The organism is Gordonia westfalica (genome assembly GCF_900105725.1).
Taxonomy (GTDB): Bacteria; Actinomycetota; Actinomycetes; order Mycobacteriales; family Mycobacteriaceae; genus Gordonia; species Gordonia westfalica.
Window position 1 is genome coordinate 3,570,767 of the sequence record NZ_FNLM01000034.1, and the last position, 19,075, is coordinate 3,589,841.

17 protein-coding genes, 1 tRNA gene and 1 other RNA gene are annotated in these 19,075 nt (G+C 68.0%); 4 read left to right on the plus strand and 15 right to left on the minus strand.

All coding sequences use genetic code 11. The features are described 5' to 3' along the window. Positions 1 to 46: 46 nt before the first annotated feature. The 8 genes from BLU62_RS21910 to BLU62_RS21945 form a co-directional block, all read right to left on the minus strand. Entirely contained in the window at positions 47 to 775 is a 729-nt protein-coding gene (locus BLU62_RS21910; RefSeq protein WP_074852055.1) for a uracil-DNA glycosylase, read from the minus strand. Positions 776 to 808: 33 nt separating this feature from the next. Further along, positions 809 to 1,369, minus strand: coding sequence for a uridine kinase family protein (locus BLU62_RS21915; protein ID WP_074852056.1), 561 nt, complete (start codon positions 1,367 to 1,369; stop codon positions 809 to 811). Continuing rightward, positions 1,366 to 2,940, minus strand: coding sequence for an alpha/beta fold hydrolase (locus BLU62_RS21920; protein WP_074852057.1), 1,575 nt, complete (start codon positions 2,938 to 2,940; stop codon positions 1,366 to 1,368). Before BLU62_RS21920 ends, BLU62_RS21915 begins: the two co-directional genes overlap by 4 nt. Positions 2,941 to 3,036: 96 nt before the next feature. Then, the gene (recR, locus tag BLU62_RS21925; RefSeq protein ID WP_074852058.1) at positions 3,037 to 3,648 is read right to left on the minus strand and encodes a recombination mediator RecR; all 612 of its coding nucleotides are present in this window, start codon (positions 3,646 to 3,648) and stop codon (positions 3,037 to 3,039) included. Positions 3,649 to 3,699: 51 nt separating this feature from the next. Further along, a complete protein-coding gene (locus BLU62_RS21930) occupies positions 3,700 to 4,116 on the minus strand; it encodes a YbaB/EbfC family nucleoid-associated protein (RefSeq protein ID WP_208863655.1) in 417 nt (138 codons plus the stop codon). Beyond that, positions 4,094 to 4,423, minus strand: a complete 330-nt coding sequence (locus tag BLU62_RS21935; RefSeq protein WP_074852060.1) for a hypothetical protein — start codon at positions 4,421 to 4,423, stop codon at positions 4,094 to 4,096. The genes BLU62_RS21930 and BLU62_RS21935 overlap by 23 nt, the downstream gene beginning before the upstream one ends. A 99-nt stretch (positions 4,424 to 4,522) precedes the next feature. Further along, complete coding sequence (locus BLU62_RS21940; RefSeq protein WP_074852061.1) at positions 4,523 to 5,389, minus strand: pseudouridine synthase; 867 nt, start codon at positions 5,387 to 5,389, stop codon at positions 4,523 to 4,525. 68 nt (positions 5,390 to 5,457) lie between these two features. Next, the gene (locus BLU62_RS21945; RefSeq protein ID WP_074853114.1) at positions 5,458 to 5,895 is read right to left on the minus strand and encodes an SRPBCC family protein; all 438 of its coding nucleotides are present in this window, start codon (positions 5,893 to 5,895) and stop codon (positions 5,458 to 5,460) included. Positions 5,896 to 5,975: 80 nt separating this feature from the next. Here BLU62_RS21945 and BLU62_RS21950 point away from each other — a divergent pair, with 80 nt between their 5' ends. After that, positions 5,976 to 7,358, plus strand: coding sequence for an FAD-binding oxidoreductase (locus tag BLU62_RS21950; protein WP_074852062.1), 1,383 nt, complete (start codon positions 5,976 to 5,978; stop codon positions 7,356 to 7,358). Then, on the plus strand, positions 7,355 to 8,674 hold the full coding sequence (locus BLU62_RS21955) for a class I SAM-dependent methyltransferase (RefSeq protein WP_074852063.1): 1,320 nt from the start codon (positions 7,355 to 7,357) through the stop codon (positions 8,672 to 8,674). The genes BLU62_RS21950 and BLU62_RS21955 overlap by 4 nt, the downstream gene beginning before the upstream one ends. A gap of 127 nt (positions 8,675 to 8,801) precedes the next feature. Here the strand turns inward: BLU62_RS21955 and BLU62_RS21960 are convergent, their stop codons facing one another. From BLU62_RS21960 to BLU62_RS21980, 5 genes are all read right to left on the minus strand, one after another. Then, positions 8,802 to 11,360, minus strand: a complete 2,559-nt coding sequence (locus tag BLU62_RS21960) for a DNA polymerase III subunit gamma and tau (RefSeq protein WP_074852064.1) — start codon at positions 11,358 to 11,360, stop codon at positions 8,802 to 8,804. A 43-nt stretch (positions 11,361 to 11,403) separates the two neighbouring features. Then, entirely contained in the window at positions 11,404 to 12,876 is a 1,473-nt protein-coding gene (locus BLU62_RS21965; RefSeq protein ID WP_074852065.1) for a glycosyltransferase 87 family protein, read from the minus strand. A gap of 112 nt (positions 12,877 to 12,988) precedes the next feature. Next, complete coding sequence (locus BLU62_RS21970) at positions 12,989 to 14,263, minus strand: aspartate aminotransferase type Ic (RefSeq protein ID WP_074853116.1); 1,275 nt, start codon at positions 14,261 to 14,263, stop codon at positions 12,989 to 12,991. A gap of 71 nt (positions 14,264 to 14,334) precedes the next feature. Next, positions 14,335 to 14,429, minus strand: an RNA gene (gene ffs / locus BLU62_RS21975) — signal recognition particle sRNA small type. A gap of 156 nt (positions 14,430 to 14,585) precedes the next feature. Beyond that, positions 14,586 to 14,674 (minus strand) — tRNA-Ser (locus BLU62_RS21980). A gap of 79 nt (positions 14,675 to 14,753) precedes the next feature. Between BLU62_RS21980 and BLU62_RS21985 the strand changes: the two genes are divergently transcribed. Then, positions 14,754 to 15,602, plus strand: coding sequence for an NmrA family NAD(P)-binding protein (locus BLU62_RS21985; RefSeq protein ID WP_074852066.1), 849 nt, complete (start codon positions 14,754 to 14,756; stop codon positions 15,600 to 15,602). A gap of 136 nt (positions 15,603 to 15,738) precedes the next feature. Here the strand turns inward: BLU62_RS21985 and BLU62_RS21990 are convergent, their stop codons facing one another. Together BLU62_RS21990 and BLU62_RS21995 are read right to left on the minus strand one after the other, a co-directional pair. Next, a complete protein-coding gene (locus tag BLU62_RS21990; protein WP_074852067.1) occupies positions 15,739 to 16,821 on the minus strand; it encodes a DNA polymerase domain-containing protein in 1,083 nt (360 codons plus the stop codon). A 4-nt stretch (positions 16,822 to 16,825) separates the two neighbouring features. Then, the gene (locus BLU62_RS21995; RefSeq protein WP_074852068.1) at positions 16,826 to 17,878 is read right to left on the minus strand and encodes an ATP-dependent DNA ligase; all 1,053 of its coding nucleotides are present in this window, start codon (positions 17,876 to 17,878) and stop codon (positions 16,826 to 16,828) included. Positions 17,879 to 18,026: 148 nt separating this feature from the next. On the opposite strand from BLU62_RS21995, the gene gluQRS reads away from it, so the two are divergent. Then, positions 18,027 to 18,950 carry a tRNA glutamyl-Q(34) synthetase GluQRS gene (gene gluQRS / locus BLU62_RS22000; RefSeq protein WP_074853118.1) on the plus strand — a complete coding sequence of 308 codons (924 nt, stop codon included), beginning with the start codon at positions 18,027 to 18,029 and terminating at the stop codon, positions 18,948 to 18,950. The last annotated feature ends 125 nt before the right edge of the window (positions 18,951 to 19,075 follow it).

The window sequence follows — 19,075 nt, forward strand, 5'->3', positions numbered from 1 at the left end:
AGCCGGCACCGAGCGCAGCGAGGAGCCGTGTCGAAACCACGAAACCTCACTCCCCCGGCCGACGCACTCCCGCCGAAGCCGCCGCCGCCCTCAGCACATCGACCAGCATCTCGACGGTCAGCCGTCCGGTGAAGGTGTTGTGCTGACTCACGTGATAGCACCCGAACACCTCGAGCGTCGCATCGCCGCGGGTCAGGATGGTCGACGCGCCGTGCGCGAACTTGGGCGCCGGACGTGGAACCGTCCAGCCGAGCGCGCCGAACGTGCGAAGCGTCGACTGCCAGCCGAATGCGCCGAGCGTGATCACCGAACGCACTGTCGGAGCGAGTAATTCGAGCTCGCCGTGCAACCAGTACGAGCACCGGTCCCGTTCCTCGACAGTCGGCTTGTTCTGTGGCGGAGCACAGTGCACGGGTGCGGTGATCCGGGTGTCGAACAATTCGAGACCGTCGTCCATCGACACCGAGTGGGGTTGACTCACCAGGCCGGCGAGATACATGGCGGAGAACAGGAAGTCCCCGCTCTGGTCTCCGGTGAACATCCGCCCGGTCCGGTTGCCGCCGTGCGCGGCAGGTGCGAGACCCACGATCAGCAGCCGCGCGTCGGCCGGCCCGATGCCGGGAACCGGGCGGCCCCAGTACTCCTGGTCGGCGAACGCCCGCCGCTTCTCGCGTGCCACCTGTTCGCGCCACTCGACGAGCCGAGGGCATGCACGACAGTCGATCAGGTGCGCATCGAGCTCCGCGAGATCACGGAATCGCCGTCGGGTGGCCATATCCGACAGTAACCGCGAGCTGCGGACGGGCAACTAGTCCAGTACGACGCACCGCTCGCGTGTGCGGTCCACGGCGAACCAGCCGCGCTCGAACTCCTGCCACTGCCGGAGGTGAACCCGCTCCTCTTCACCATCCCGCGCCACCGCCCGCTCCAGACGCTCGGACTCGGTCCCGCCGTCGAGCCACAGCGCGTGGGCCAACCGGTCGGCGATCCGACGTCGCGCGGCGGACACCCCTTCGATGATCAGCAGTGGCTGCCATTCGATCCACACCTGGGGACCCGGCGTCGCGGCACCGTCGCGCCACACCCGGGGCCGATACCGGTAGTCCCGCCGTCGGACGAAGGAATGCAGCACATCGGCCTCGAGTTCGGGCCACCACGCGACCGGATCGTCCCAGGTCGCGAAGTCGTCGGTGCGGACCAGCGTCACGCCGACCCCACGCTCACGCAACCGGGCGACCAGCAGGTCGGCGACCGTCGATTTCCCCGCACCCGAGGGTCCGTCGATCGCGACGATCCCCGAATCGAGTTGCCCGGCGAGTTCGGTGACGCGAGCACCGACCTCGACCGACACGCGGTCCGGCGCCGTCACCAAGCGGTCGCCCCGACGGTCAGACTCGGCGGGAATCGGGTCAACGACGCGGTGATCGGCGCCTCGGGGACCCGGGTCACCGAGGTCCGGCCGGTCCGCAGATACTCGGCGATCGCGGCGTCGAGAGGCCGGTTTCCCCGTCCGAGCTGGCCATGGTCGCCGCCGGCGACGGTGATCAGGTGGCTGTCCATCTGCCGCCGCATCACCAGGCTTCCGCGGTACGGCGTCTGGGGATCACCGAGGCTCTGGATCTGCAACGGACGTACGGCGAGACCCCGGTTCCGGATCTGGATCGGGCGGGTGACCGGGGCTGCTCCCGCACAGGCCATACCCGACCGATAGACGAATCCCGGCGCCTCGAACGGGTCGGCGGTGACGTAACCGGTGATGAACGCCGGGAGACTCATCGACGGATCGGCCGGCACCCGGTTCTCGTTGCACAGGACGGTCCCCTGCATGTCCTGTGAGACCGTCGCGGCTTCGAGGACCGCGGGTGAGGGCTCGGCGAACTTCCGCGCGGTACCGGCAGTCATCATCGCGATGACCGGCCAGAGGTTCCGATCGGGCGCGAACGCACGTGTCAGGATCAGGAGTCCCGAATTCGCCTGCACCGAACCGGGTGTCAGCAGCGTCGCGACGAAGTTCTCGAACCGTGCACGCACGTCGGCGGTCAGGTCGGTGCCGGCGATGTACTGGTCGGCGACGGCGCGGAGACCCGGCGGAACGTCCCCGACCTGCGCCGGCGGTGCGACCAGTGACGGCGGGACGCCCGCCTCGGCGCTGATCCGGTTGCTCCACTTCCGGTACACGGCAAGCGGAGTGGTACCGAGATGGTAGACGCGATCGTGACGGGCGATCCAGGCCATCATCGCGTGGACGCGGGCCTTGTAGCCAGGCGTCTGCGCGTCCAGGAGAGCGTTCCACACGACGCCGGGGTCGAAGCCTGAATCGAGCACGATGCGGTCCACCCGCTGCGGGAACAGCGTGGCGTAGGTCGCGAAGAGCAGCGTCCCATACGAGATCCCGTACAGACTGACCTTGGACTCACCCAGCGCCCGACGGACGACGTCTATGTCGCGCGCGGTGTTCTCCGTGGTCAGGGTCGGCCCCAGACCGGGGCTGCGGCGCGCGCACCGTTCCCGGTTGAGTTTTCCTGCCGCGGTGAAGATCTCGGGTTCCTCACCGGTGATCGGATCGCATCTGAGCGGCGTACCCGACACCAGCCCGCGAGGTTGTACGGCCACGAGATCCCACTGATCGCGCACCTCGTCCGGGACACGCAACTGACTGAACATCGCGATGGCATCACCGCCGGGGCCTCCCGGGTTGCCCATCAGGACACCGCGCCGTTGCGACGGATCGCGCGCGGGAATGCGACTCACGAGGAGCTCGATGGTCGGCCCGTTCGGCTTGGCGTGATCCAGCGGGACCTCGACCGCGGCACAGCGGACGCTCGCCGGAACACCGTGGACGGCGGGACACGACGTCCATTCCAACTCGGTTTCCGCAGCCGCGGCCGGAGGCACGGCCGGTGCCGTGCTCACCAAGCCGACGATGGCGACCGCGGCCATCCCCGCAGCGATCACCCGGACTCGTTGACGCCCCCGCTTCAGCGATATCACTCCCCGACCTTAGCCGGGCTCACGAAGATCGCCCGCGTACGGTCCTCAGGCGAGAATCCGGCGCCCGGAGAGGGCTCGGCCGAGGGTCAGTTCGTCGGCGAACTCGATGTCGCCGCCCATCGGCAGACCCGACGCCAGACGTGTCACCGACAGCCCGGGGAAGTCCTTGAGCATGCGCTGCAGGTAGGTGGCGGTGGCCTCGCCCTCGGTGTTGGGGTCGGTCGCGACGATCACCTCGCTGACATCGACGCCGTCGTCCTGATTCGCGAGCCGACGCAGCAGCTCACGAATACGGAGCTGGTCGGGTCCGATTCCCGACAACGGGTCCAGCGCACCGCCGAGCACGTGGTAGCGACCGGTGAACTCCTTGGTCCGCTCGATCGCGTGCACGTCCTTGGGTTCTTCGACGACGCAGATCTTGGTGGCGTCACGACGGGAGTCGGAGCAGATCCGGCACAGGCGATTCGCCGACACGTTGCCGCATTCGGCGCAGAACACGACGTCGTCGCGGACACGCCCGAGTGCGGCGATCAGCCGGTCGATGTCGGACTTCTCCCCGGCGAGCAGGTGGAATGCGATCCGCTGTGCACCTTTCGGACCGAGCCCCGGCTGCTTGGCCAGCTCGTCGATCAGATCCTGGATCGGTCCTTCATACATCGCGTGCCCGGGTTCTCTGGTGTCGTGGAAAGGATCGCGCGGCGGGCGCGATCAGCCGCCGAGCCCGGGGATGCCGCCGCCCAGACCGCCGGCCAGCGGGCCCATCTTCTCGCTCGTGAGCTGCTCACGCTTCTCCGCGAGATCGGCGAGCGCACCCAGCAGCAGATCCTGCAGGGTCTCCACATCGTCGGCGTCGACGACCTTGGGATCGATGGACACCGCGGTCACCTCGCCGGTGCCGTTGCCGGTCACGGTGACCAGGCCGTTGCCCGCGCTTCCGACGATCTCCGCCGCGGCGATCTCGTTCTGTGCGGACAGGAGCTTCTCCTGCATCTGCTGCGCCTGGGCCAGCAGGCCCGCCATCGGGTTCTCGCCGCCCTGGCCGCCGCCGAACAATGCGCTGGGATCGAAAGGTTGCGTCACGCCGTCCAGGGTAGCCCCCGGGTCAGCGCAACAATCGATCGACATGCGCGGCGATGTCGTCGATGGTCGCCTCGTCGACCGGGCTGATCTCGAAGGACAGGACCTCGTCGCCGAACAGGCGGCTCGCCCGACGGGTCAGTGCGAACTCCAAGCGGTCCTCGACGCGCCGCCATTCGACGATTCCGCCGTAGATCGGCGCACTCGCGCCGGTGGTGACGCAGTACTCGTCGGCGCGCGGCCCACCGGTGAGATCGCGCTGGATCTGGAAACACGCCAGCGACTCGTCGTCGATGAACACGACGGCCTCGCATCCCAGGTCGGGGTGTCGTTCATACGACGCTCGGATCGTCACGCTGGCCAGGGTAGTTCCCCTCCGCCGACCCCATCGAGGTCCGCCGCTGAAATACGCCCCTGCGAAGCGCCCTCCAGGAGGCCGTTCCACGGGCGCTTTTCAGGGCAGCACCGAACGCCGGCTGGTGAACCGGCGTTCCGTCCCGTCGAGCGGGTCCGTGAACTCCAGGACGTGCGCGACGAGCCGCAGGGGCGAGGTGAAGTCCCCGTGGTCAGGCCGTTCGGCCAGCTCCGGGCGGACGTCGGGATACAGCGGGTCGTCGACGATGGGGACGCCCAGCGACGACATGTGCAGTCGCAGCTGGTGGGTGCGCCCGGTGTGCGGGACCAGGCGGTACACGCCGCCCTGCGCGGTCCGCTCGACGAGGGTGATGTCGCTGATGGCGTTGACCGGGCCGTCGACGACGCGTGCCCGCAGGTCACCGGCGGTTTTCTCGATCCGGTCGCGCACTGTGACGGTCTCGGCGAGGGTCTCGTCGACCGGCGCCAGCGCGCGGTACTCCTTGCGCGCGGTACGTGTTGCGAACAGCTGCTGGTACGCCGATCGCACCTCCGGGCGCAGCGTGAACAGCAGGACGCCGGCGGTGAGCCGGTCGAGCCGGTGGGCCGGCGAGATCGTGTCGCTGCCCAGTTCCCGCCGGAGTCGTACCAGCGCGGTCTGCGTCACATGACGACCCCGCGGCATGGTGGCCAGGAAGTGCGGCTTGTCCACGACGACGATGTTGTCGTCGCGGTAGAGCACCGGGACGTCGAAGGGAATCGGGACCTCGTCGGGGAGGTCGCGGTACAGGTAGAGCGAGACGTTCATCCGCGACGGCGCGTCGAGGTCGACGGGTCGACCGTCGGCGTCGACGATCTCGCCGGACGAGGCACGCGCGTGCAACTCCTCGATTCCGAGACCCGCGAGGCTTGGCGACGCGAGCAGTGCATCGCCGACGGTGGATTCGGGCCCCGACCGCAACACCACCCGCGTCGAGTCGACGCCGTCCCGGATCGGGAGAGGCGAGGGTCGGGCCCGGCCCCTCCTGCGCGGGGTCAGCTCTCGAGACGCTTCTTGAGGTTGCCGAGCACCTCGGCCTGAATGCGGTTGAGCCCCTTGGGCGCGAAGGTCTTCTCGAAGAAGCCGCCGATGCCGCCGGCACCCTTCCAGGTGGTGGTCGTGGTGACGCGCGAACCGCTGCCCGACGACGCGACCGTGTAGGTCGTCACCATGGTCGAGTTGGCGTCGCGCTCGGTGACGGTGTCCGGGGTGACGCTGACGGTCGCCTGGACGTCGCGCTGCCGCTTCTCGGTGGCCTGCAGAATCCAGTGCACGACAGTGCCGTCGCCGTTGCCGCCGCTGATGACCTTGTAGTCGCGGTACTGCGCCGGGAGGATCGCCGGACGTACATCGTCGTAGTCGGCGAGAGCTCCGACGACCGCGTCCGGAGCAGCGGCGATGTCGATCGATTGCGATGCGGAAACCTGACCCACGATGGACACTCCTCGGGACGAAACGATTGGCGGGCGAACTGATCAAGTCCTAGGCTATCCGGGTGAGCTCTGGCTTGGAGATGGGGGGACAGGCATTTGACCAGGGGGTGTCCACCCTGCTGGCCAGCTATCGTGCCATCCCTCCGAACGCGACCGTGCGCCTTGCGAAGAAGACGTCGAACCTCTTCCGCAAGCGCGCAGCCAATCCACATCCCGGACTGGACGTCTCCGGACTCGACCGGGTGATCTCGGTCGACCCCGACGCCCGCACCGCCGACGTCGCCGGGATGTGCACCTACGAGAACCTCGTCGCGGCGACCCTTCCCCATGGCCTGGCACCCCTGGTGGTCCCGCAACTCAAGACGATCACCCTGGGTGGCGCCGTCACCGGCCTCGGCATCGAGAGCACCTCGTTCCGGTCCGGCCTCCCGCACGAGTCCGTCTCCGAGATCGACATCCTGACCGGCGACGGCGAGATCATCACCGCGACGCCCACCAACGAGCACGCCGACCTTTTCTTCGGCTTCCCCAATTCTTATGGCACGTTGGGATATTCGGTGCGGCTGCGGATCGAGCTGGAGCCGGTGAAGCCCTACGTCGCGTTGCGTCACGTGCGGTTCACGTCGATCGCCGAGCTGCAGGCGGCGATGGAGACCATCGTCACCGACCAGACCCACGACGGCGAGCGGGTCGACTACCTCGACGGAGTCGTGTTCTCCGCCAACGAATCCTACCTCACCCTCGGACGCCAGACGGACGAGGACGGCCCGGTCAGCGACTACACCGGGATGGACATCTACTACCGGTCGGTCCAGAACAAGACCACCGATCGGCTCACCATCCACGACTACCTGTGGCGATGGGACACCGACTGGTTCTGGTGCTCACGCGCTTTCGGTGCGCAGAACCCGAAGATCCGCCGCTGGTGGCCGAAGCGCTACCTGCGCAGCAGCTTCTACTGGAAGCTCATCGGCCTCGACCAGCGCTACGAGATCGGCGACCGCCTCAACGCCCGTAAGGGTCTACCGGCGGGCGAACGCGTCGTACAGGACATCGAGGTCCCGATCGAGCGAACCACCGACTATGTCGAGTGGTTCCTGGCGAACATCCCGATCGAGCCGATCTGGTTGTGCCCGCTGCGCCTACGCGAACCGGCCCTGCCCGGCAGCGATCCGGTCCGCCCCTGGCCGCTCTACCCGCTCGAACCGCAACGCACCTACGTCAACGTCGGCTTCTGGTCGGCCGTGCCGGTCACCCCGGGCGATCCCGGGCACACCAACAAGATCATCGAACGCAAGGTCGCCGAACTCGACGGCCACAAGTCGCTGTACTCGGAGAGTTTCTACGAGCCGGAAGAGTTCGACGAACTCTACGGCGGTGAGAGTTATCGGCTCCTCAAGAAGCGGTACGACCCCCGCGGCCGCCTCCTGGACCTCTATGCGAAAGCGGTGAAACGCCAATGACGACATTCAAGGACGCACCGACGGGTGCGGATTCACATGTGGGCAAGATGTCCCTCTCCGAGATCTTCGAGACGCTCCTGGGCGGCAACCTGTCGATCCGGATCTCGGCCTACGACGGCAGCAGCGCCGGCCCGGCCGACGCGAAGTACGGCCTCAACCTGAAGACGCCGCGCGGTACCACCTACCTGGTCACGGCCCCCGGCGACCTCGGCCTGGCCCGCGCCTACATCGCCGGCGATCTCGAACTCATCGGTGCGCACCCCGGTGATCCCTACCCGGCGCTGAAGGCTCTCGCCAGCGATCTGGCCTTCCACCGTCCGTCGCCGCTGGCCCTGGCTCAGATCGCGCGGTCGCTCGGCATCGAGCACTTCAAGCCGATCGCCCCGCCGCCGCAGGAGGCCGTGCCGCGCTGGCGTCGTTTCGCCGAAGGCCTGCGCCACAGCAAGGCTCGCGACGCCGAGGTCATCCACTACCACTACGACGTCTCGAACACCTTCTACGAGTGGGTCCTCGGCCCGTCGATGACCTACACGTGTGCGGTCTACCCGGACCGCGACGCGTCGCTGGAGACCGCGCAGGACAACAAGTACCGACTCATCTTCGAGAAGCTGCGCCTCAAGCCGGGTGACCGCCTGCTCGACATCGGTTGCGGCTGGGGCGGAATGGTCCGTTATGCCGCCAAGCGCGGCGTGCACGCCATCGGCGCGACCCTCTCGGCCGAGCAGGCCGAATGGGCGCAGAAGGCCATCGTCGACGAGGGGCTCACCGACTTCGCCGAGGTGCGCCACAGCGACTACCGCGACGTCACCGAGTCCGGCTTCGACGCGGTGTCCTCCATCGGTCTCACCGAGCACATCGGCGTCAGCAATTACCCGGCCTACTTCGGCTTCATGCGAGACAAGCTGCGCCCGGGCGGAATGCTGCTGAACCACTGCATCACCCGGCCCGACAACGCGAGCCGCAGCAAGGCCGGTTCGTTCATCGACCGCTACGTGTTCCCCGACGGCGAGCTCACCGGTTCGGGCAAGATCATCTCCAAGCTCCAGGACATCGGCGGCATGGAGGTGATCCACGAGGAGAACTTCCGCGAGCACTACGCGATGACCCTGCGCGACTGGAACATCAACCTCGTCGATCACTGGGACGAGGCCGTCGCCGAGGTCGGCGAAGGCACCGCCCGCCTGTGGGGCCTGTACATGGCGGGCTGCCGGATCGGCTTCGACCGCAACATCATCCAGCTCCATCACGTCCTCGCGACGAAGCTCGACGACCGTGGTGGCCACCAGGTGCCGCTGCGTCCCTGGTGGAACGCCTGAGCCTTCTCGACCCGACGAGGCCCCGCCCGATCACCGGCGGGGCTTCGTCGTTCTGGGGCTCGGGTCCCTCAGTGCACGGGGACGTCCGCCTGAACTGCACGCGGGAACTGACGCTCAGGCCTGACGGTCACTCGATCGGCCGTGCCCCGAGTTCCGACTTGAGCAACTCGAGGGCCACCAGATCGGGGTCGAGACGCTGTTCGGGAGCTCCGGTCCTTGCATCTGCAACCATCTCGGCGCGCTCCTCGTCGGGGATGTCCTCGTCCGCACGTGGCGGCTCGGGCTCCTCCGGTTCGGCCACCGGCTCGGGTGCGGGGGCCGTGGCCACCGACTGATCCCGGGCACGACTCGGCCGCGAGTACGACTGCCGGGGCTTGGCCTGCGGTTTCGTCGGCTGCCCGCCGCCGGCCGACGACGGCGCGACCGCAGTGCCCGGGGCCTGATGCACGGTGCGCACGTCGAGCGGTGTGCCGAAGACCTCGGACAGCGCCTCGCGGATGATCGTCACCGCATGGGGTGCCGAGAGTCGTCCGACGAGCACCTCGACGGGGTGCCCCAGGACAACAGTGGTGCCCTCGAGATCTGCGATGACCGCCGCCGACAACATCGGTTCGAGACTCTTCGAACGCTCCCGCACCGCTGCCCGGATCTCCGGATAGCGCTTGCGGACCTCGTCGGCGTCGAGTCCGCCGGAGGGAACGGGTTCGGGCTCCGATTCCGGTTTCGGCTCAGGCGCCTTGGCCCGGACCGGCATCGCGTCGGGAGGCGGAACCGAGTACTCGTCGACCGGTTCGTCCGGCAACGGGATGTCGTCGAAGTGTGCCGACTGTGCGGGCTCGGGGGCCGGTTCCGGAGTCGGCTGGGCCACCGGCGCGCGCAACGGCGGTTCCGGCGCGGTCGGGGTGCCGCCGTTCCGGACCTTCTGGGTGGTGGCGTCGTTCCGGACGGGCGGCCGCACGGGTTCCGGCGACGGCGGTGCTGTCGCCTCCGCCTCGGGCGGCGTCTCGACTGCGGCGACGGGGAGATCGAGCGTCGGCGCCTCGGCGTCCAGGGCTCCGGTGTCCCCGGTCTCGAGGTCCCCGGTCTCGAGGTCCCCGGTCTCGAGGTCCCCGGTCTCGAGGTCCCCGGTCTCGAGGTCCCCGAGATCGAGCGCATCCGGGTCGGGAAGGGCGTCGAGCGCAGGCTCCTCGACACTCAGCTCCTCGAGCATGTCCGCGTCGTCGGTGGTGTCCTCGACCTCGGTCAACAGCGCAACCGGCTCGGCGGCCACAGGTTCAGCGGCCACAGGCTCGGGTGCCGGCGCGACAGGCTCCGGCGCAGTTGGTGTCGGCGCTGACGGCATCGGCGCCGCGGGCGTCGGTTCCGGGGGCGTGGGTGCGACGACGGCGGCGTCGGCCTCCGCTTCCTCGGCCGCGGCACGACGGGCCTCCTCGGCCGCCTTCGCCTCTTCCATCGCCTTGCGCTGCGACGGACGCACGAACTTCGGTTCTGGTTCTGGCTCAGCGGGTTTCGACGGGACCGGGATCGAGGTGGTGCCGATCCCCGATTCCAGACGCTCGAGTCGCTGCAAGAGGGCGGCGTCGTCGTTCGAGACGGCGGGCAGCAACATGCGCGCGCACATCACCTCGAGGAGGAGTCGCGGCGACGTGGTCCCGCGCATCTCGCCGAGGGCGTCGTGCACGATCTCGGCGAAGCGCGTCAACGCGGCGGGGCCGAGGGTCTCGATCTGCCCCTGCATGCGTGCGAGCTGATCGCCCGGAGCCTCGACCAGGCCGCGGTCGGCGGCATCGGGAACGGCCTGCAACAGAATAAGGTCGCGGAGCCGTTCGAGGAGGTCCACGGCGAAGCGGCGCGGATCGTGACCGGCGTCGACGACCTTCTCGACGGCACCGAACAATGCCGCACCGTCGGCCGACGCCAGTGCGTCGACGGCGGTGTCGATGAGGGCGACGTCGGTGACACCGAGCAACGCGAGTGCGCGCTCGTAGGCGACGCCCTGATCGTCGGCACCGGCGAGGAGCTGATCGAGGATCGACAGCGAGTCACGCGGCGAACCACCGCCGGCACGGATGACCAGTGGGTAGACCTCGGGTGACACGGTGACACCCTCGCGCTCACAGATCTTCTCCAGCAGTCCGCGCATCACGGGCGGAGCGAGCAGACGGAACGGGTAGTGGTGTGTGCGCGAACGGATCGTCGGCAGCACCTTCTCCGGTTCGGTGGTCGCGAACACGAAGATGAGGTGCTCCGGCGGTTCCTCGACGATCTTGAGCAGCGCGTTGAAGCCGGCGTTGGTCACCATGTGCGCCTCGTCGACGATGAACACGCGATAGCGCGACTCGGCCGGCGCATAGAACGCGCGGTCGCGCAGCTCGCGGGTGTCGTCGACACCGCCATGGCTGGCCGCGTCGAGTTCGATGACGTCGAGGTTGCCGGGACCACCGGGAGCCAGCGCCACACACGACGAGCAGGTGCCGCACGGACGCGAGGTGGGACCCTCGGCACAGTTCAACGACCGCGCCAGGATTCGCGCCGACGACGTCTTGCCACACCCGCGCGGACCCGAGAAGAGGTACGCGTGGTTGATGCGCCCCGAGTCCAGGGCACGGCTCAACGGATCGGTGACGTGCTCCTGCCCCACGACGTCGGCGAAGGTAGCCGGGCGATAGGTGCGATACAGAGCCACGCGTCGAGAGTACCGGCGAGCCGTGACATCGGATGCGCCTGCCTCACACTGCGGGCGAGGCCCCTGTCTCGGGCGCGTCACCCAACGGCTCACCGGCGGTTCCGACCAGGTCATCGGCCAAGTCGGCGGCCAACTCATCGGACAGGGTCACCCGCACGTCCTCGGTCCGCAGCGACGGTTCGACGGCCCGGGAGCTGCCGCTGCCGGCCTGCTCGCTGGGCAGCCCGCCGTCGGCGATGACGGATGCTGCGACCCCCGGAGCGATGACGGCCGCAGGGTCGGACGGGGCCGCCGTCCGCGAACCGAACACCCGCAGCGCGACGACCGTCGCGATCAGGATCCCGAGATACGCCCACAGGTACGGGCTGACGGTGAACCAGTTCAGCCAGACGACCCGGGTCTTCACATACAGGCCGGTGTAGTGGGCGTCGGGCACGAGCGACGGGACATGCGTCGGCCAGGCGAACGCGAGCAGCACCAGGGCCGCCGCGCACGCGGCCGCGAGTCCGCGTTGGACCTGGGCTCGTCGCGCGTCGAGGGCCAGGTGGACGCCGACCACCACGATCGGCACGAACCAGACCCAGTGATGGCCCCACGACATCGGCGACACCACACACGCGGTCATGCCGACGATGCTGATCGCCACCAGTTCCTGACCCTTGCGGTGGGCGTAGGTGGCGACCGCGAAACCGGCGACGAGCGCGGTCAGCACCAGCGCGGCCCACAGGAGGGTCGACGGATCGTCGGTGTCGAGATGGTTCGCGAGCATCCCCCGGATCGACTGGTTTCCGCGCAACTGGGCCGAGCCGACGCGTTCGGAGTCGAACAGCTTGCCGGTCCAGTAGGCCCAGGAGTCACGAGGAAGGACGATGAACCCGATGGCCACCGTCATGACGAATCCGCCGATGACCCCGAAGAAGGCACGCCAATTGCGTTGCACGGCGTAATAGCCGGCGAAGATCAGCGGCGTCAGCTTGATCCCCGCCGCGATGCCGGCACCGATGCCCTTCGTCCTGCTGGTGTCGGGGCGGGTGAGATCGGCGAGGATCAGCAGCATCAGGAAGACGTTGATCTGGCCGTACCAGATGGTCGTGCGCACGGGTTCGAGCAGCATCGCCACCGCGACCAGCGACATCGCGATCACCCGCAGCGGCCACGTGACCGGCCGACCGAGGCTGCGGAAACTCAGCATGACCACCAGATAGAGCGCGACCACGATCCCCGCGGTCCACAGCCATCGCGCGACGTCGAAGGAGATCCACGCGAGCGGCGTGAAGAGCAACGCCGAGAACGGCGAATACGTGTAGTCGAGGTCGCCGATCATCTTGACGTCGTAGAGATCCGCGCCTTCGGTGACGGCCTGAGCGCCCTGCCGGTAGACGGCCAGATCGATCTGATTGTTCAGCAGACCCCAGAACTGGGCGCCCCAGGGCACGACGACATCCTGGAGTGCCAGAGCGATGACCCCCACGATGGCGAACCCGGATGCGAGAAGAACCGGCCTGGGCAGATTCACGATTTACAAGAGTGGCATATCGATCGGCACATACCTGCCCACTCGCCGTCGAATGAGACCTATCTAACGCTGGGACAGCGTTTCGGAACGGCGTGTCGGCGAGACGCGCGCGTCAGCCACGCTCCGCCAGCAGGGTCTCCGCCGAGGCGAGGAGCACGCACGTGGCCACCCCGTCCATCGCGGCACGCAGGTCGTCGGTGTCGGGGAAGGTCGGCGCGAGACGAATGTTCCGGTCGTGCGGATCCGTCTTGTACGGGAACGCCGAACCGGCGGCGGTCAACGCGATCCCGGCCTGCTTGGCCAGTTCGATGGTGCGTCGGGCCGCGCCGTCGACGACGTCGAGACTGATGAAGTAGCCGCCCTCGGGCTCTGACCACGAGGCGACCTTCGAGTCGGCCAGCCGATCTTCGAGGATATCGAGCACCAACTTGAACTTCGGCGCCAGGATCTCGCGGTGGCGGGCCATGTGCGCACGCACGCCATCGGCGTCGCCGAAGAACTTGAGGTGACGCAGCTGGTTGACCTTGTCCGGGCCGATGGTCTTGAAGCCGAGGTACTTGCTGAACCAGGCGATGTTCTCGTCCGACGCCCCGAAGAACGACACGCCGCCTCCGGCGAAGGTGATCTTCGACGTCGAGCCGAGCACGTAGACGCGGTTCGGATGACCGGCCTCGGCAGCCATCTCGAGGACGCGCAGCGGGGCGGGCGGGGCCTCCACCAGGGTGTGCACCGCGTAGGCGTTGTCCCAGTAGATGCGGAAGTCGGGAGCGGCCGGCATCTCGAGCAGACCGCGGGTCACCTCTTCGGAGAACGTGACGCCGGTCGGGTTGGAGTAGGTGGGTACCGCCCACAGGCCCTTGATACTCGGGTCGCCGGCGACGAGTTCGGCGCACAGACGCACGTCCGGGCCGTCGGGAAGCATCGGCACCGGGATCATCTCGATGCCGAAGCTCTCGGTGATCGCGAAGTGCCGGTCGTATCCGGGCGACGGGCACAGGAACTTGATCTTCTGACGACCCCATGGCTCGTCGGAGTCGGTGGTGCCGTGCAGCAGACCGAAGACGGTGAGGTCGTGCATGAGCTCGAGGCTCGAGTTGCCGAACGCGATCAGGTTCTCCGGATCGACGGCGAGCAGCTCACCGAAGATCTCACGCAACTCGGGCAGGCCGTTGAGGCCGCCGTAGTTACGGGTGTCGGTGCCCTTGCCGTCGCGGTACTCGTCGCCGGGCAGGGACAGCAGCGCATTGGAGAGATCGAGCTGTTCGGGAGCGGGCTTGCCGCGGGTGAGATCGAGCTCGAGGCCCAGAGCGGCCAACTCGTCGTATCGCTTCTTCAGGTCCGTCTGGGTGTCACGTAGTTGGTCGGCACTCATCGAGTGGAAATTCAACGTCTGGACCTTCCGCGGCACGACGCCGGTGCGGGTGTCCGACGCCGCAGACCTGAAATTTGAATCTGGGATATAGGGGACCCCGCGCACCCGAGAGAGCCCGTTGACCCTTGCTGCCTTCCGGCCCTGGGGGAGTTCACAGGATGCACGCCGCGCGGGATCCGTCGTCCAGTGTAGCGAGGGTTCACGGCGGGGTGACACCGGGTCGTCACGACGGGTCGGCGTCCACATCTCTGCAGGCCCCGCGGGGGTTCGGCACCGGCGATACGACGAAGGTCCGCGGTGCGACCCCCCTTACGGGGAGTGCGCCGCGGACCTTCGGTGGCGGAGGATAGGGGATTCGAACCCCTGAGGGCTGTTAACCCAACCCGCGTTCCAGGCGAGCGCCATAGGCCACTAGGCGAATCCTCCAACGTCGAGATGATAGCCGCCGCGGACTCCCACACCCAAACCCGCTTGCCAGACGCTCGGCCCGCACTAGGGTCGGGTCATGGCCGATACCTCTCCCATCGTAGTGATCGGAGCCACCGGCGGACAGGGCGGCGCCGTGCTCGACGCGCTGCTCGACGCCGGTTTCGCGGTACGCGCGGTCGTCCGCGACGCGGTGTCGTCGAAGGCGGCGACGCTGGCGGACCGCGGCGTCGAACTCGCTGTCGGTGACATCGTCAGTGGCGTCGGACTCACCGATGCGTTCACCGGCGCGGCGGGTGCGTTCGCGTTGACGACGCCGTTCGAGTCCGGCGTCGATGCCGAGGTCGCCCAGGGCACCGCACTGCTCGAGGCCGCGACCGCGGCGTCACTCCCCTACCTGGTCTTCTCGTCGGTGGCCTCTGCCGATCGCGACACCGGCGTCCCGCACTTCGACTCGAAGTTCGAGGTCGAACAGATGCTCGCCGCCTCCGACATCCCGCACACGGTCGTCGGGCCGGCCTACTTCTACGACAACCTGCTCGCCGGCGCCGACGCCCTCGCCGCCGGCGTCATGCCGATCGCGATTCCCGCGGACAAACCGCTGCAACAACTCTCGCGACGCGACCTCGGCCGATTCGTCGCGACCCTGTTCCGGGACCCGGGTGCCCACACCGGCCAGCGCATCGACATCGCGTCCGACCAGCCGACGCCCGCCGAGATGGCACGCATGGTCGGCGACATCCTCGGTACCAGCGTGAGCGCCGAATCCTACGACCCCGAACGCATCCCGTCGGCCGACATGAGTGCGATGTTCGCCTTCCTCGGCGACCGCGGTTACGAGGTCGACATCGCCGAACTGCACCGCCGGTTCCCCGACGTCGGCTGGCAGACCTTCGCAGAGTGGGCGACCGAGGCGTTGGCTCGGTAGGCAAAGCACAATCGCGACCCAACCGCTCCCTGAGGTGCGAGCGGAGCGAGCCACGAAGGGCCTTGGGACGTCGACTCGCCAGGCCTTCGTGGCCCGTCGCTACCGCTCCTCACGCCTCAGGCAGCAAGACGGGACTTCAGTCCTCGATCCGGTTGCCCTTCTCGTCCCAGTGTTCGGCCACCTTCTTGCTGGGTTGCACACGCGGCGGTTCGCCGGGCATCTTCGGGTAGCTGGGCGGATAGGGCATGTCGGCCAATCCGTTTGCGTCGTCCTCCTGCACCATCTCGAGCAGCTTCTCGATGCCGCGACGATGATCGGCGATGTCGGCCCACGGATCGCCGCGATTCTCGAGGAGCTTCGGAACCGTCGCCATCGTGCAGTCGTCGGGATCGACGTCGGCGAGTTCGTCCCATGTCACCGGCGTCGACACGCGGCCCGTCGCGCTGCGTCGTACCGAGTAGGGCGAGGCCATCGTGCGGTCGCGGGCGTTCTGGTTGAAGTCGATGAAGATCCGTTCCCCGCGTTCCTCTTTCCACCACGAGGTGGTGACGTGGTCCGGGTCGCGGCGCTCGAGTTCACGCGCGACGGCGATGACGCACCGTCGGGTGGCGATGAAGTCCCAGAGGGGTTCGATAGGGACGTACACGTGAATGCCGCGACCACCCGACGTCTTCACGAAGCCGGTGAAGCCGAGTTCGTCGAGAAGCGGTTTCAACCCGTCGATCGCCACGCGCCGAACATCTTCGAACGTGGTGCCGGGTTGTGGGTCCAGATCGATGCGTAGCTGATCGGGGTGGTCGTTGTCCGGGTGGATCGTCGGCCAGGTGTGGAAAGTGACGGTACCCAGGTTCGCCGCCCACACCAGGTCCGCCGGTACCGTCGGGCGGATCGCGTCCCCGGTCCGCTTGGACGGGAACACGATCGGCGTGGATTGCACATGCTCGGGACGCTTCTTGGCGATGTGCTTCTGGTAGATCTCATCACCCTCGACGCCGTCGGGAAAGCGCTGGAGGAACGTCGGCCGGTCGCGGGTCGCGCGCATCAGGGGGCCGTCACCGCTGTCGTCGACGCCGAGCGCGAGAGTCCGGTAGTACCCAACGAGATCTCGCTTGCGGCCACCGTTCTCGCCGAGTTCGGGGAAATAGATCTTGTCCGGGTTGCTGAGTCGGACGGCGACCCCGTCGACGTCGAGTTCTTCTGCGGGAGAACGTGAGGGCATCGGGTCATTCTCCTTCGAGGACGTCGTGCAGGTCGTAGGTGAGCGGGACCTCGAGCTGGTCGTAGCCACAACTCTCCGGGTCGCGGTCCGGCCGCCAGCGCAGGAACTTCACCGTGTGCCGGAAGCGCTGGTTCTCCATCTGGTCGTAGGCGAACTCCGCGACGAGTTCGGGGCGGATCGGAATCCACTCCCCCGATTTCTCCGAGCGCCACCGTGTGGGTTCACCCGGCGACGGCTTCTCCGGGTGGAGTCGCATCGGCTCGAACATCTCCTGCAGCTCAACACGTTTGGCATCGGAGAAGGCCCCCGCTCCACCGACCATGCGCAGTTCACCGTCGTCGCCGTAGAGCCCGAGCAGCATCGAGCCGATCCCCTTGCCCGACTTGTGGATTCGATACCCGAAGATGACACAGTCCGCGGTCCGCTTGTGCTTGACCTTCAGCATCTCGCGTTTGTTCTCGACGTACACCCCGTCGAGCCGCTTGGCGACGACCCCGTCGAGCCCCGCCCCTTCGAAGGCGGAGAACCAGTCCTCGGCGATCGCCGGATCGCGGGTCACCCGGCTGACGTGCATCCGCCGATCCCGCCCGCCCGGCCCGACGGCGCGTAGCAACGCCTCGCGCCGTACCTCGAACGGCTCGTCCTTCACCGACGTCGTCTCCAGGGCGAGGGCGTCGAAGCCGATGAAGATCGCCGGTGTCTTCTCCGCGAGCATGTTGACCCGGGACTCGGCGGGGTGGATTCGCTGGGCCAGCGAATCCCAGTCGAGTCGATGGGTCTCACCGATGAGTGCGGGCAACCCGATCTCGCCGTCGAGGACGACCTTGTCGGGCAACTCCGCCTTCGCCGCGGCGACGATCTCCGGGAAGTACCGGGCCAGGTCCTTCCCGCCGCGGGAACCGATGGACACCTCGTCGCCGTCGCGGAAGATCAGCGCCCGGAAACCATCCCACTTCGGTTCATAGGACCAGGCCGTACCGCCGTCGGGCTGTGGCGGCACGGCGGTGACCGCCTTGGCCAGCATCGGGGCTACGGGCGGCATGACCGGAAGATCCATGGCTTCACTGTTCCTCACCTCTCCGGGCGCTGGCAACGATCCCGCGCCATCCGGCGTCGCGCGGCCGTCGGCCGCACCGCAGAGACAGACCATCGGCGACGCCGGATCTCATCGCGGGTCGTCGAACCGACGCGGTAACCTCGACGCGATGTCGACACAGCACGCAGCGGGCCGGTACGCGCCGTCCCCGTCGGGCGACCTCCACGTCGGCAATCTGCGAACGGCCGTGCTGGCCTGGCTGTTCGCCCGTACGACGGGCCGTCGATTCCTCATCCGCATGGAGGATCTCGACCGCGCCGTCGCCGGCGCCGACGCCCGGCAACTCGACGATCTCGCCTCGCTCGGCATCGACTGGGAGACCCCTGTCGTCCATCAGACCGAGCGACGCGACATCTACCGTGCCGTCATCGACCATCTCCGGGACGCCGGGCGCACCTTCGAATGTTTCTGCACGCGCCGGGAGATCCTCGAGGCCCCGTCCGCTCCGCACACGCCGCCGGGCGCCTACCCCGGCACCTGCCGCAACCTGACCGAATCCGAGCGCGCCGAAAAGATCGCCGCCGGCCGGCCGCCCGCGATCCGAATCCTCGCCGACACCACCGAGTTCACCGTCACCGACCTGCTCCACGGCACCTACACCGGGGCAGTCGACGACTTCGTCATCCAGCGCAACGACGGCACCCCCGCATACAACCTGGCCGTCGTCGTCGACGATGCCGCGCAGGGTGTCGACCAGGTCGTCCGCGGCGACGATCTGCTGTCCTCGGCTCCGCGCCAGGCCTACCTCGCCACGCTCCTCGGCGAGACGCCGCCGACCTACGCGCACGTCGCGATGGTGCTCAACCCCGACGGCGTCCGTCTCTCCAAACGCGACGGCGCGGTCACCCTGGCCGCCCTGGCAGCGGAGGGCATCTCGGCAGCCACCGTGCTCTCGCACATCGCACGGTCGCTGGCCCTGGCCGGACGCGACGAATCCGTCGACCTCTCGACGCTCGCGAGCCGTTTCGACCCCGACGCGCTCCCCCGCGAACCCTGGTTGCTGGGTGCCGCGGAGTGGACCTCCGCACCCTGAACGCTCAGACCGCGACGCTCCTCACCAGGCCCTTCGAGGCTAGTCGACTTCGATACGCTCCTTCGTCGCTGCTCAGCCCGGCGGCTTGTGCCTTCTCGCACCTCAAGTACCCGTGGCCGGTGAAC